Below are 13,037 nucleotides of genomic sequence, written 5' to 3'. Positions count from 1 at the left end.
CGGTCCGGTTACTGCAGCGCGATTGCGGCCTGCCGCACCAGCTTCTCCGTGCGGGGGACCTCGGTTTTGACGAAGGCCTCGAAGTCGGCAACGCTGCCGCCACGGGCTTCGGCGCCGGTGGCCACCAGGCGCTCGCGGAACTCAGGGGTGTTCAGCAGCTTGTTGATCTCGGTGTTGAGCCGGGAGACCACGGCCGGCGGCGTGCCGTGGCTGGCCACGATGCCGTACCACGGGGCGATGTCAAAGCCTGGATAGCCTTGTTCGGCAATCGTCGGGATGTCCGGGGCCATGGCGGCGCGGCTTGCAGTCGATACGCCCAGGGCGCGCAGCTTGCCGGCCTTCACCTGGGGCAAGGCGGTCATGATGGTGTCGAAGTACAGGGAGACCTGGCCCGATATCAAGGCCGGAATGGCCTCGGCCGCACCCTTGTAGGGCACATGCACTATGTCAATGCCGGCGGCCTGGCGCAGGAACTCGCCAGCCATGTGCGAGGTCGTGCCGGCCCCGAAGGAGGCATAGGTCAGCTTGCCGGGGTTTGCCTTGGCATAGGCCACCATCTCAGCCAGCGTACTGAACGGCAGGGACGGGTTCGCCAGCAGCACATTGGGCGTGACCGCCACGATGGCCACCTTCTCGAAGGCGTCCGGGTTGTAGCTCAGCTTCTTGTACAGAAAACGGTTGGTGACCATGGAGGCCGGCCCGCTCATCAGCAGGGTGTAGCCGTCGCCCGGGGCCCGGGCGGCGGTGTCGCTGCCGATCATGGCGGCGGCACCCGGCTTGTTTTCCACCAGCACGGGCTGCCCCAATGAAGTGCTCAGTCCGGCGCCAACCTGCCGGCTCAAAAGATCCGTGGCGGACCCGGCCTGAAAGGGGACGACGATGCGTATGGGCTTGCTGGGCCAAGCGCCGGCCCCCTGGGCAGAGGCTTGAGCGGATGCGACAAGGGCCAGGGCAGACAGCAGGGCCGTGGCCAGGGGAGTGCGGAGCGTTTGGAGAGGCATGGTCTTCATCAGGTTGGAGAGCAGGCATGGCGAAGGAACAGGTTCCGGTTGCCATGGGGAAAATGCATAGATATTTAGATATTTGTATCCAATCATGCAGAAGACTAGCAAGCAATAATCGAACCAGCTCTAGGGAAAACCGCCTCTTGTCATCACCTGCACAGGCATGGCTGCGTGGAAACCGGCACAACGGGGTGCCGAGAGGCGCAGGCAGGTCCCCGTAGAATCGGCGGGCCCCTGCCCTGGGCGAAAGACACCGGATAAACCATGCTGACCGACCGACGCGCCTCGTTTGACACTGTCCATGCCACGGCACAGGAAGAGGCCTACCAACACATCAAGCGCGGCATACGCACGGGCGAACTGCGCCCGGGCATGCGGCTGGCACCGGATGACATCGCGGCCGAAATTGGCACCAGCCGCATGCCCGTGCGCGAGGCGCTGAACCGCCTTGCCACGGAAGGGCTGATCGTCAACCGCCCCAACCGTGGCTCGGTGGTCCGGGTGCTGACCGAAAAAGAGGTGCGCGAGGTGTTCGCCATGCGTTCGGTGCTGGAGGGCCTGGCAGCCACCCTGGCGGCCGAGAACGTGACCACCAATGACATCCACGATCTGGAGCAATTGCTGCAGCGCATGCACCGCAGCGGCCTGAATGCATCGGAATGGATCACGGCGCACCGTCAGTTCCACGAGCGCCTGTGCACCATTGCCGACGCTCCCCAGCTGATGCGGCAGATCGCGTCCCTGCACTCGGTCTCCGAGCCCCTGATGCGGGTGTGGCTGGAGGGCAAGCCATCGACGGACTACGTGCACGACAGGCACGAAGAACTCATAGGCGCATTGAAGGCCAGGGATGGCGCAAAGGTGGAGGCCCTGATGCGCGCCCACATCCTGCGCACGCTTCCAGGCATTCTCCAGGCGAACCAGGCCGACTGAAATCCGCACTGAAAGCCGCGCCGGCCCCTTCGCTGTCACGACAGCCTGGAGCCAGCGCGCAGGTTGCCGTCCGTCAGGAAAGGTTGGCGCCCATGGCGCAGCCGTCCTTGCGGTGGTCGGATGCGCCGTGCAGCACACCGTTGTCCCAATCCACCCGAATGGCCTGGGCGCCGCCGATGGCAGGATAGCCGGGCGCCACCAACTGGTAGCCCTGCTGCTCCAACGCCAGCGCGACATGCTGCGGCAAGGTGCTTTCGACCTCCACCTTGTCGGTGCCGGGAATGGGGAACAGCCGTGGCAGATCGCTGGCGGCCTGGATATCGCAGCCGTAGTCAATCACCTTGGACAGAAAGTGCGCATGGCCCATGGCCTGGTAGTGGCCGCCCATCACGCCGAACACCAGCTCCACGCGGCCATCCTTCGTGGTCATGCCGGGGATGATGGTGTGCAGGGGCCGCTTGCCGGGCCCGATGCAATTGGGGTGGCCCTCAGCCAGTTCAAAGCTCTGGCCCCGGTTGTGCAGCAGCACGCCTGATTTGGGCGCCATCAGGCCGGAGCCGAAGGGGTGGAAGATCGAGTTGATGAAGCTGGCGCAGTTGCGATCCTTGTCCACCACCGAGATGTAGACCGTGTCCTTGTGCTCCGCTGCCGCATTGGTCGCCGGGGTCTTGAAATGCTCTGGGAACTCGCCGTTGCGCAGCTGGGCGGCCAGCTCCTGCGACAGCAGATAGTCGACGTCCACATCGGCAAAGCGTGGATCGGCCAGCAGCGCATCCCGCACCCGGTAGGCCATGCGCGTGGCATCGATCTCGGCCTTCAGCCGCTCGGGCGAGAGCGGGTCCGTGCCCGGCTCCAGGCCCTGCAGAATGTTCAGCAGCAGCAGGGCAATGATGCCTTGGCCCGGAGGGGGGCACTCGTGCACCACATGGTCTCGGAACCTGCTCTTGACCGGTTGCACGAACTCGCCACGATAGGTGGCGAAATCCTCAAGCGTGTGCACGCCACCGAGGCTGCGCAGATAGGAGACGATGTCGTGCGCGACCTCCCCCTCGTAGAAGCCGGCGCGGCCCTGCTCGGCGATTTTGCGCAAGGTGGCGCCCAACTGTGGCTGGCGGTGAACCGATCCGATGGCCGGTGCCTGACCATCGACCAGCATGATGTCGCGCGCAGTGGTGGCGGCCAGCAGTTGCGTGTGCATGGCCCAGTCGGCGCCGGCGCGCGGCGCCACGGCATAGCCCTGCTCGGCGAAGCGGATGGCATCTTCCAGAAGGCGACCCATGGGCAGCCGGCCGAACCGCTCCGTCAAGGCGACCCAGGCGTCCACGGCGCCAGGCACCGTGACCACGTAGGGCGACTGGCGGCGCAATTGCTTTTCCTCGCCCGAGGCAAGAACGGCCTTCAGGGAGGTGGCCTGGGGCGCCCAGCCGGCGCCGTTGTACGCCGTGATCTGATCGGAGCCCTTTTCGCTGTACAGCGCAAAGCAGTCTCCTCCAATGCCGGTGGAGCCAGGCTCCACCACGCACTGGACCGCACAGGCCGCGACGGCGGCATCCATGGCGGTGCCGCCGGCCTCAAGGATGCGAACAGCGGCCTGGGTGGCGGCCGGGTGTGAGGTTGCCGCCATGCCGTGCGTGGACATGACGACGGAACGGCCAGGATTCTGGAAATTACGCATAACGGTTCTTCTTCCTTGTGTTGCTGGGACTTGGATTTCGGGCAATCAATGGGGGGCCGGTCTGCCAACGCTGCTTGCAGCGAACCGCCATCGACGCAGGGCGCGATGGCAGCCTCGAGATTACCGTATCCTGATATCTTTGTATCCAATTTTTCCAAAGATACCCAAGCAATCACCATGCCTGGATTGGCCGTACACAATGCACCATCAGAGTGCGCCCTGGCCCCTGACAGCGAAACCTAAAATGACGACCGGGCTCCGCCCACCCCAGAACCATCACCATGCCGCCACTTGCCACCCCCTCGCCCGATGCGGCACAGACCAGTGCCCACGAAGAGGCCTACCAACACCTCTCTCATGGCATTCGCATGGGGCTGCTGAAGCCGGGCGACAGGCTGGTGGCGGATGACATCGCCAACGCCATCGGCATGAGCCGCATGCCGGTCCGCGAGGCCTTGCGCCGGCTGACTGCGGAAGGCCTGTTGGTCATGCCGCCGAACCGGGGCGCGATCGTGCGGGAGCTTTCCGAGAGCGAGGTCATCGAGGTTTTCGAGATGCGTGCCGTGCTCGAAGGCCTGGCCGCAGCCATGGCCGCCAGGCGCTGCACCCAGGCGGATGTGGACGATCTGCAGGACCTGCTTTTGAAAATGAAGCGCTGCGAGAGTGACCAGTCGGAATGGATCACGGTGCACCGGCGCTTTCACGAGCGCTTTTGCCGCATCAGCGCAGCCCCGCGCCTGTGCGAGCAGATCTCGGCCCTGCATTCGGTGGTCGAGCCGCTGATGCGGATCTGGCTGGAAAACAACGAGCCCTCGCCTAGGTTGCAGGAGCACCACCAGCAACTGGTGGCCAGCCTGCAGGCCGGTGACCCGGATCGCATGGAGCGCGAAGTGCGCGCGCATGTGCGTGGAACGGTAGACAGCATCACGCAGGCCATGCGCAGACATCGGCCGCCCCAAGTCAAATCGCGCGCCAAGGCCTGACCTTGGCCTGGGCGATACGCCCTAGCCTCTCCTGTCCTTGAGGCGCGTCATGGAGCGGCGCGCTGCGGACAGGCTGCCGCGCCGGCCCAGCGAAAGCCCCACGCCGGCATCCGGCAAGGCACCGCCAGCGGCCAATCGCTGCTGCGCCTCCAGCAGGCTGCGCAGGTCCGCCGCACGCTCCTGCGCCAGGGCGGCCGCATTCTGGGCGGTCTGCAGCTGGGAGTGCAGGCTCAGCTGCTCCTCCTCACTCTTTTCATAGCGGCCTTGCAGCTCTGCAAGGCGGGTCGCTGCCTTGCGCTCCTGCTCGGTGGCTGTCTTGCGCGCAGCCGCCAGTTCCTGGCGTGCACGGTCCACTTCGTTGAGCATGTGGCGCTCATTGCCCGCGTATTGCTCGGCCATGCGCTGGCGTTCCAGCGCGGCAGACTGCATTTCCTCGCCATGCTTTTGCTGCAGCGCCTCGCGCTGGCGGGCGGCTTCGGCCAGCGCATCGCGCATTTCCTCCAGACGCTCGTCTCGGTCCTGCAGCTGCTGCTGCATTTCATCCAGCCGGCGCGACAAGTCCTGCGACTGCGCCTGGGCCACTTGCAGGGCCTGGTCCATGGCCTCTTTCTGCGCCTGCATGGACGCCTCGCGCCGCGCCATTTGCTCTTGCTGCTCCTGCAGCTCGGCCTGCGTGGCCTGCGCTGCTTCCTCGCGAGATTGCAGCGCGGCGCGGGCGGCCTCCATGGCGGCTTCCTGGGCAGCGTCCCAAAGCTGCTGCGCCAGGCGCTGAACGGGATCGGGCACGGACGAGGGCAGCAGCTCGCCCTGCCCTGCCGCCACGCCCAGGCGCTGGCCCAGGGTGGCAAACCAGGTCTCCAGCATCGGGCTGACGGTATTTGGCGAGCCTCGGCCGATTTGCTGGCGCACGCGCTCGATGGTCGGCCGCAGGCCCTGGGCGATCAAGGCGTCTGCCGCGGCCCAGACATCGGCTTCCTGCACGCCGCGGGTGGATGTTTTCTGCATATCGTGAACTATTTTCCAGATTACCAACGATAAGTGATTGTTATCGTGAGTTATTTTAATGATACGTAATACATCATATGTGACATGTATTAAATATTACATATGAAATTTTCATACAGTATGGATATGCACATTACACGGCTTTGCCCAGGCAAAAAGCCGCTGCAGCCTCTGGAAAGCTTGGAAACTGAACTTTGCATGGCCTGCATGGCCGCAGGCTCCGTGGCGGGCGGTCCTGCTGCGTCGGGCGACAATCCACGGATGCGCAACGGCCCCTTTTCGCTGATTCCCCAAGCCCCGCCTCCGGAAGACACACAGCAAGGCAGCACCCTGCCCTCTGCGGGGCTGGAGTCTGCCGCCCAGCAGGCCGTGCGCGAGTTGCTGCGCGAGGGCGAATCCACCAACACCAGAAACAGCTACCAGAGTGCGATGCGCTACTGGGCCGCCTGGCATGCGCTGCGTTTTGAGCAGCAGATGCAGCTGCCGCTGAATGTGCCCTGCGTGCTGCAATTCATCATCGACCACGCCCAGCGGCAGACCGGCGCGGGCCTGGCCAGTGAAATGCCGGCGCACATGGACCGCGCCCTGGTCGAGGCCGGATACAAGGCCCGCGAAGGCCCCCTGTCGCACAACACGCTGGTGCACCGCATGGCGGTGCTGTCCAAGGCGCATCAGGTGCATGGGCTGGCCAACCCCTGCCAGGACGGCGCGGTGCGCGAGCTGATGTCGCGCACGCGCAAGGCCTATGCGCGCCGCGGCGAGCAGCCCGCCAAAAAGGATGCGCTGACGCGCGACTTGCTGGAGCAATTGCTGCAGACCTGCGATGACAGCCTGCGCGGCCGCCGTGACCGCGCCCTGCTGCTGTTCGCCTGGTCCAGCGGCGGGCGCCGCCGCTCGGAGGTGGCCGGGGCCGACATGCGCCACCTGCGCGCCGTGGGGCCGCAGGAATTCATCTACACGCTAGCCCACTCCAAGACCAACCAGTCCGGGCGGGATGTGCCCGAGAACCACAAGCCCGTGACCGGGCGCGCGGCCCAGGCGCTGGCCGATTGGCTGCGTGCCGCCGCCATACAGGAAGGGCCGATCTTCCGGCGCATCCGCAAAGGCGGCCATGTGGGCGAGCCCCTGTCGCCAGCGGCCGTGCGCGACATCGTGAAGCAGCGCTGTGCGCTGGCGGGCGTGGAGGGGGATTTCTCGGCGCATTCCCTGCGCTCGGGCTTTGTGACCGAGGCCGGGCGCCAGAACGTGCCCCTGCCCGACACCATGGCGCTGACGGGGCACAGCAGCGTCAATACGGTGCTGGGCTATTTCCGTGCGGATTCCGCGTTGAGCAACCGTGCGGCCCGGCTGCTCGATGCCGGCGAAGACGATGCGGCCGCCGCCGCGCAAGGCAGCGGCGGTCCGCAGTCCTGAGCCGCTGGCTCAAAAGAGCTCAAAAGCTCAAAAAGCTCACTCCTGTACCGAGGTCCGCGTGCCGCTCAGGCCCAGCTTGCGCAGCAGCGTGGTGTCGGCTTCCACATCGGGGTTGCCGGTGACCAGCAGCTTGTCCCCGTAGAAGATGGAGTTGGCGCCAGCCATGAAGCACAGGGCCTGCACGGCGTCGCCTAGCTGCTGCCGGCCTGCCGACAGGCGCACGCGCGCCGTGGGCATGGTGATGCGCGCCACCGCGATCACGCGCACGAAGTCCAGCGGATCGACTGGCTCGCTGTCCGCCAGCGGCGTGCCGGGAACGCGCACCAGGCTGTTGATGGGCACGGATTCGGGATGGGGGTTGAGATTGGCCAGCTGGGCGATCAGGCCCGCGCGGTGCACAGGCGCCTCGCCCATGCCGATGATGCCGCCGCAGCACACGCTGATGCCCGCGCCGCGCACGGCCTTGAGCGTGTCCAGGCGATCCTGGTACTGGCGCGTGCTGACCACGTCCTGGTAGTACTCGGGCGCGGTGTCCAGGTTGTGGTTGTAGTAGTCCAGGCCCGCTTCGCGCAGCGACTGCGCCTGGTGCGGCTGGAGCATGCCCAGCGTGGCGCAGGTCTGCATGCCCAGACCCTTCACGGCGCCGATCAGCTCGTTCATCTTCTCGATGTCGCGGTCCTTGGGCGCGCGCCAGGCTGCGCCCATGCAAAAGCGTGTGGCGCCCGCGTCCTTGGCGGCCTGGGCGGCCCGCGTGACTTCGTCCACGCTCATGAGCTTTTCCGCCTTGACGCCGGTATCGAACTCGGCCGCCTGCGGGCAGTAGCCGCAGTTCTCCGGGCATCCGCCCGTCTTGACCGACAGCAGCGTGGCCAGCTCGATGTCGCCCGCGGGCCAGTGCTCGCGGTGCACGCTCTGGGCCTGGAACATCAGGTCCATGAAGGGCTTGTCCAGCAGTTCCTGGATGGCCTGCACGCTCCAGGCGCCGTCAAACGGCAGCGTGTCGCTTTTGGAGGGGCGTGCGTGCCATTGCAATGGGCTGCCGGCCGCAGGCTGTGCGGAGGTGGCGGAATTCGTCGGGGCGGTGCTGCAGGCGGTCATCAAAAACTCCTCTGTGGGTCTGCTTTTTTCATTCTGATGAGCAAAAAAAGCCTTGGGAATGAAAAAGCCGGCTCCTTGGCAAAAATAGTTGCCCCATTTTCATGGCCTGCAAAAAGAGCGAACTTCGCTTATTTTTGAGCGAAGTTCGCTGCGTTTTGGCGGAAGTTTTTCTGCATGCATGCTTCATGCTGCAAGCACGCAGCCATTGGCGGCCAACATCGCTCAATTGTCCGATGCAGGCCGAAAAAGATGTGCAAGCGTGCGCCGGCCTTGATTCCCAATACCTGCCAGATGCCTCTCCAAAACGACCACAATGGGTGCCCGCCGTCGTCGCTACGGCGGTTTTCATTGCCACGGCCCGTGCTTCCACCCGCTTTCCACCACTTTCCCCCGATTCGCTCCGATGTCCCTGCGCTCCCTGGAATTTCCCACCGATCACGGCCAACCGCTGCTGCTGTCGCGAGAGCAGCAAGCCATCCTGGCGCATGAGGGACGTTCGGCCATCGTGGCGGCGCTGGCGGGCGTAGGCAAGACGACCACGCTGGCCTGCAAGGTGGTTCAGGCCTGCCGCAGCGGCCAGGCCCAGCGCATCCTGGTGCTGGCCTATTCGCGCTCCGGCGTGGCGGCCTTTCACCACCGGCTCAAGCAACTGGTGCGCGAAGTGCCGCCCCAGGTACAGATCACCACGGTGGAGCGCTGGGCGGCCCAGCAGATCCGCCGCCGCGACCCTGCGGCCCGCTTTCTGGCCGACCGCGTGGCACTGCAGGCCCGTGTGCGCGAGGCACATGCCGCCCTGTGCGAGCGGCTGGCCTGGCAGCCCGACCCTTTGTTCGAGCAGCCCGGCGACCTGGATCTGGACGCCTTCTGGGACTTCAACCTCAGCGCCAAGAAGTCGTTGCTGCCCCAGCGCCTGGCCGAGGAAGGCATGGGACTGGCGAGTTTCTGCGAGGAGTATTTGCTCGACTACCGCATGGCCGGCCTGTTCTTCGAGTACGAGCGCCGCCGCATCGACCACTGCGGCGACCCGCTGTACTACGCGGAAGGCGACTGCAGCCATGCACTGGCCAGCGACGCCCTGCAGGGCCAGGCGCTGGACCTGCCGCGCTACGACCTGGTGGTGTTCGACGAGATGCATGACCTGGATCCGGCCTCGCTGCAACTGCTGCGCGCCCTGGTCGGAACCAGCGGCTGCGCCTTCCTGGGCGCAGGCGACTTCAACCAGCACATCGAGGCGCAGGCCTGGTCCGTGTTCCGCGACAAGCTCCACCAGCTCGATGACTTCCTGCCACAGGCCACGGCCACGCTGGCGCTGACCCAGTCGCGGCGCTTTGGCCCGCAGATCGCCAAGGCGGTCAATGCGCTGTTCAACGTTGGCCTGACTGCAGCGCCCACGCGCTTCAGCACCGTGCAGCAACTGCAGCACACCGATGACAGCCAGTGCATTGACCAGCTGCTGCAGATCCAGGCCGGTCTGGCGCGCGGCACGCCAACGGCGGCGCCGGGTGAGCCCCCGTCGCCCGGCGCGCGCAATCCCTCGCTGATCGTGATCCTGCGCCATGAGCAAGATGCCTGCGCGCTGGAATGGGCCATCCACCGCGCCGGCAAGTCCGCCAGCTTCTACGGCTTCAAGCGCTTTTACCTGCAGCGCGAGATTGCCCTGCTGCTGGGCCTTTGCTACGCACATGGCATGCAGGCGCTGTCATGGAAGGCTGAGACCAGCGTGCTGGGCAGCGAGATCCTGGCGGCCTTTGTGGAAGGTGCGCTTTTCTACGGCAAGGGCAGCGTGGATGGTGCCGACATGGCCGATCCATCAAGCCGCCATACACTGGCCCAGCGCATGGCGGGCGAGATGCAGCACAACCCGCAGATCATCTGGCGATTCCTGGGCAACCAGTCCAGCCTGCAGGGCGGGCAACGCAACTTCCAGGCCTTTGGCAGCTTCTTGCAACTGCCCCTGGCGCTTCAGTCAGACGCACGCAGCCTGCTGGAGCAGGCCGATGTCTGGGGCCTTTTTGCGGGCGTGGCCCTGTCGCAGGCCCAGGCGGCGGCCATGCGTCAGCGCGTGAAGGCCTTCATGGATTCGGTGGCGGGCATGGCCGTGCCCGACATGCTGGCCCAGGTGGCCGCCATGGCTACGCGCTTCGAACGAACCGTGCGGGCCGAGCGCGGCTTCGACTTTCATCTGAGCACCATCGAGGAAGCCAAGGGCAAGGAATACGAGCATGTCGCCCTGCCCTTCATGGAGCCTGGCCGCTTTCCGGCATCGGCCCCGCACGCGCTGGCCTTTCTGGAGCGCAACCGCCTGTACGTGGCCATGACGCGCGCCCGAAAAAGGCTGTGGCTGCTGGAGCATGCCGAGCGGCGCGTCCAGCCTTTCGCCTGAAGGCGTCTCAGCCCAGGGCGGCAATCACCTCGGCCGGCGCCTGTACCAGCTCGATCAGCACGCCCTCGCCAGCGATCGGAAACTCGTCATTGCTCTTGGGGTGCAGAAAGCAGATGTCGTAGCCGGCCGCGCCCTTGCGGATGCCGCCGGGCGCAAAGCGCACGCCCTGCTCCGTCAGCCACTGCACGGCCAGCGGCAGGTCGTCGATCCACAGGCCGATATGGTTCAGCGGCGTGGTGTGGACGGCGGGCTTCTTGTCGATGTCCAGCGGCTGCATGATGTCCACCTCGACCTTGTGCGCGCCTTGGCCCATGGCCAGGATGTCTTCGTCCACGTTCTCGCGCTCGCTCTGGAATGTGCCGGTCTGGGTCAGGCCCAGCATGTCCACCCACAGGCGCTTCATGCGCTGCTTGTCGGTGCCGCCGATGGCCACCTGCTGTATGCCCAGAACCCGGAAAGGACGCTGTTCGCTTGCCACTGTCTCACTCCTGTTGATTTATGAAGAATCACATTGTGGAGCCAATCCGCAAGGTCGCAGCCCATCGCACAGGCAGCTTAGAACTCCCCCAGCACCCATCCGCTGATCACCGCAAAGTACTCGCGCAGCCAAGCGTTGGCGCGGATGGTCACGGGCGTGGGCGCACCCACGGTGAAGGCCTGGCCGTAGCCGCTGCGCTCGGCTATCCAGCCGGCGCGCAGGGTGTGGAAGTCGCTGGTGACGATGGCGATTGCCGCCTGCGGCTCCACCCCGCGTGCCTGCAGCAGGGGCAGGCTCCAGGCCAGGTTCAGCGCCGTGCTGGTGCTGCGTTCCTCCATCAGCAGCCGCTCGGGCGGCAGGCCGTGGCGCTGCTGCAGATAGCGCGCCATGATGGCGCCCTCGCTCTCGCTTTCCCCAAAATCCACCCCGCCGCTGGTGAGCACCAGCGCCTTGGGTTGGCGGGCGGCCAGTTCGGCAGCGCGGTCCAGCCGCTGGGCCAGCGTGAGCGACGGCTGGCCGTCACGCGTGGCACTGCCCAGCACCACGATGGCCTGCACCGGCTGTTCCGGTGGCAACCCGGACGAGGCGGACAGCAGGTGCGCCCAGAACACCAACAGGCTGACCAGCCACATCGCCAACACCGCCCAGCCCAGCCACCAGGCGCGCCGCAGCCATGCACTGGCGCGCAGCCTGCGCGCAATGGCCAAGCGCCAGAAGCTGCAGGCCATGAACAGCACGCCCAGCACCGCTGGCAGCGTCACGCCCAGATTGAACATGCCGCGCGCCATCAGCACCACGGCATCGCCCAGCAGCACGGCGCCAGTGATCAGGCCCAGCCACTGCAAGGGCCCCAGCCGCCGGAAGCCCGCAACGGCGTTGCGTCCGGGCACTGGCCCGGGCGCGGGAGAGAGCTTGTGCAACAAGCGCCCTCAGTTCCAGCGCTGGTTCGGGCCGCCGGCGCAGGACCACACGATCACGGGCTGGCCCGGCCGGGCATTGCCGCCTTCGATGTCCAGGCACTTGTTGGCAAAGCGGCTGCGGATCTGGCCACGGCTCCAGTCCCATTTCTGGTTGGGCTGGTTGCGGCATTGCCATGCAATCACCCGCGCACCATTGCGGGTGTTGCCATCGGCCACGTCCAGGCACAGGTCGCCCACGCGCATCTCGCCATCACGCGTCAACGTGAAGCGCTGATTCTCACCGCCGCTGCAGTGGTAGACGATGAGCCCATTGCCTGGGCGAAGGCCTCCGGATATATCCAGGCACAGGCCGTTCTGGCCCCGCACCTCCCGCCCTCCCCACGAGGGATAGCCGGGCTGCTGGCCCGGATAGCGGTCATCGTTCCATTGCTCGTCGCGGTCACGTTCGCGGTCCTTGTCGCGCTTGTTCGCCAAAATGGCGGCGCCGGCAATGGCTGCCACGGCGGCACCGGCGATCCATGCGCCCGTGTTGTCGCTCCCGCCTTCCTGGCCCTGCGCGCCCTGGGGCAGGCCGGTCAGGATGCGAAAACGCCCGCCGCAGCCGCCCTTGACCCACATCTCCCGGCGGCCCAGGTCATAGCCCCAGTTCTGGTTGTAGCTGCAGTTGCCAGCCAAGGTCTCGACCAGTTGCACCTGCTGCGCATCGTCGGGCAGGCTGTAGGTCTGGTAGCGGCCATTGGACATGAGCTGCACCGTCTCTTCGCCTGCATGCGCAGGCAGAACCGGCAGGATGAAGCTGCTGGCCAGCAGGACGGAAATGCATTTCTTGATTTGCATGGGTGGACTCTTTGACCGTGCTGTGTACTGGGGGCGCTGCCCGCCCGGGTTGGGCGTTACAGCGGATCTTCAGGCGGAAGAGTTTAACCACGCACGGTTATCCAAAGCCCTCATCTGCCATCGAATGACGCCAGGGCGGGAAACGGTCTTACACCCCGCGATTCCGTCACTTGCCGATGCATTAAACCTTTGTTGTAGAGGGTCTTTCCTAAACAAATCCGCAAATCTCTTGATGCATTGCCTGAATGGGCCCCGAAACCTGCGGAATCCTCCGCCTCCTTCCTCGCGGCCCTCCATGCACATCGATC

Annotated in this window: 11 protein-coding genes; 4 read left to right on the top strand and 7 right to left on the bottom strand. The window is 65.7% G+C overall.

What is annotated here, in order from left to right; genetic code table 11:
- Positions 1 to 8: 8 nt before the first annotated feature.
- Positions 9 to 1,001 carry a Bug family tripartite tricarboxylate transporter substrate binding protein gene (locus BW39_RS13890; protein ID WP_043783529.1) on the bottom strand — a complete coding sequence of 331 codons (993 nt, stop codon included), beginning with the start codon at positions 999 to 1,001 and terminating at the stop codon, positions 9 to 11.
- Positions 1,002 to 1,268: 267 nt separating this feature from the next.
- Here BW39_RS13890 and BW39_RS13885 point away from each other — a divergent pair, with 267 nt between their 5' ends.
- Entirely contained in the window at positions 1,269 to 1,937 is a 669-nt protein-coding gene (locus BW39_RS13885; RefSeq protein WP_012205610.1) for a GntR family transcriptional regulator, read from the top strand.
- Positions 1,938 to 2,010: 73 nt separating this feature from the next.
- Here BW39_RS13885 and BW39_RS13880 read toward each other — a convergent pair whose 3' ends face one another.
- Positions 2,011 to 3,612, bottom strand: a complete 1,602-nt coding sequence (locus BW39_RS13880) for a gamma-glutamyltransferase family protein (protein WP_043822381.1) — start codon at positions 3,610 to 3,612, stop codon at positions 2,011 to 2,013.
- A 281-nt stretch (positions 3,613 to 3,893) separates the two neighbouring features.
- Here BW39_RS13880 and BW39_RS13875 point away from each other — a divergent pair, with 281 nt between their 5' ends.
- Positions 3,894 to 4,595 (top strand): GntR family transcriptional regulator, encoded by a 702-nt coding sequence (locus BW39_RS13875; RefSeq protein WP_043822379.1) that lies wholly within the window; start codon positions 3,894 to 3,896, stop codon positions 4,593 to 4,595.
- A gap of 21 nt (positions 4,596 to 4,616) precedes the next feature.
- Here BW39_RS13875 and BW39_RS13870 read toward each other — a convergent pair whose 3' ends face one another.
- Entirely contained in the window at positions 4,617 to 5,600 is a 984-nt protein-coding gene (locus BW39_RS13870) for a DNA-binding protein (protein ID WP_043822376.1), read from the bottom strand.
- A gap of 261 nt (positions 5,601 to 5,861) precedes the next feature.
- Between BW39_RS13870 and BW39_RS13865 the strand changes: the two genes are divergently transcribed.
- Entirely contained in the window at positions 5,862 to 7,013 is a 1,152-nt protein-coding gene (locus BW39_RS13865) for a site-specific integrase (protein WP_043822468.1), read from the top strand.
- 36 nt (positions 7,014 to 7,049) lie between these two features.
- Here the strand turns inward: BW39_RS13865 and bioB are convergent, their stop codons facing one another.
- A complete protein-coding gene (gene bioB / locus BW39_RS13860) occupies positions 7,050 to 8,111 on the bottom strand; it encodes a biotin synthase BioB (protein WP_043822374.1) in 1,062 nt (353 codons plus the stop codon).
- A 403-nt stretch (positions 8,112 to 8,514) separates the two neighbouring features.
- Between bioB and BW39_RS13855 the strand changes: the two genes are divergently transcribed.
- Positions 8,515 to 10,494, top strand: coding sequence for a UvrD-helicase domain-containing protein (locus BW39_RS13855; protein ID WP_043822371.1), 1,980 nt, complete (start codon positions 8,515 to 8,517; stop codon positions 10,492 to 10,494).
- A 7-nt stretch (positions 10,495 to 10,501) separates the two neighbouring features.
- Here the strand turns inward: BW39_RS13855 and BW39_RS13850 are convergent, their stop codons facing one another.
- The 3 genes from BW39_RS13850 to BW39_RS13840 form a co-directional block, all read right to left on the bottom strand.
- The gene (locus BW39_RS13850) at positions 10,502 to 10,972 is read right to left on the bottom strand and encodes a VOC family protein (RefSeq protein WP_013802423.1); all 471 of its coding nucleotides are present in this window, start codon (positions 10,970 to 10,972) and stop codon (positions 10,502 to 10,504) included.
- A gap of 77 nt (positions 10,973 to 11,049) precedes the next feature.
- Complete coding sequence (locus tag BW39_RS13845; protein ID WP_043822368.1) at positions 11,050 to 11,892, bottom strand: YdcF family protein; 843 nt, start codon at positions 11,890 to 11,892, stop codon at positions 11,050 to 11,052.
- Positions 11,893 to 11,901: 9 nt separating this feature from the next.
- On the bottom strand, positions 11,902 to 12,729 hold the full coding sequence (locus BW39_RS13840) for a lectin (RefSeq protein WP_043822366.1): 828 nt from the start codon (positions 12,727 to 12,729) through the stop codon (positions 11,902 to 11,904).
- Positions 12,730 to 13,037 lie beyond the last annotated feature (308 nt).

Origin of the sequence: Delftia sp. RIT313 (assembly GCF_000632165.1) — a bacterium.
GTDB classification, from domain to species: Bacteria; Pseudomonadota; Gammaproteobacteria; order Burkholderiales; family Burkholderiaceae_C; genus Comamonas; species Comamonas acidovorans.
The sequence above is the reverse complement of the archived record's forward strand: the minus strand, read 5'-3'. Positions and strand labels throughout refer to the sequence as shown.

Bases quoted from the DNA above. Each gene is read 5' to 3' on its own strand.
- BW39_RS13875 (WP_043822379.1), top strand. From the start codon at position 3,894: ATGCCGCCACTTGCCACCCCCTCGCCCGATGCGGCACAGACCAGTGCC.
- BW39_RS13880 (WP_043822381.1), bottom strand. From the start codon at position 3,612: ATGCGTAATTTCCAGAATCCTGGCCGTTCCGTCGTCATGTCCACGCAC.
- BW39_RS13840 (WP_043822366.1), bottom strand. From the start codon at position 12,729: ATGCAAATCAAGAAATGCATTTCCGTCCTGCTGGCCAGCAGCTTCATC.
- BW39_RS13865 (WP_043822468.1), top strand. From the start codon at position 5,862: ATGCGCAACGGCCCCTTTTCGCTGATTCCCCAAGCCCCGCCTCCGGAA.
- BW39_RS13870 (WP_043822376.1), bottom strand. From the start codon at position 5,600: ATGCAGAAAACATCCACCCGCGGCGTGCAGGAAGCCGATGTCTGGGCC.
- BW39_RS13890 (WP_043783529.1), bottom strand. From the start codon at position 1,001: ATGCCTCTCCAAACGCTCCGCACTCCCCTGGCCACGGCCCTGCTGTCT.
- BW39_RS13885 (WP_012205610.1), top strand. From the start codon at position 1,269: ATGCTGACCGACCGACGCGCCTCGTTTGACACTGTCCATGCCACGGCA.
- bioB (WP_043822374.1), bottom strand. From the start codon at position 8,111: ATGACCGCCTGCAGCACCGCCCCGACGAATTCCGCCACCTCCGCACAG.
- BW39_RS13855 (WP_043822371.1), top strand. From the start codon at position 8,515: ATGTCCCTGCGCTCCCTGGAATTTCCCACCGATCACGGCCAACCGCTG.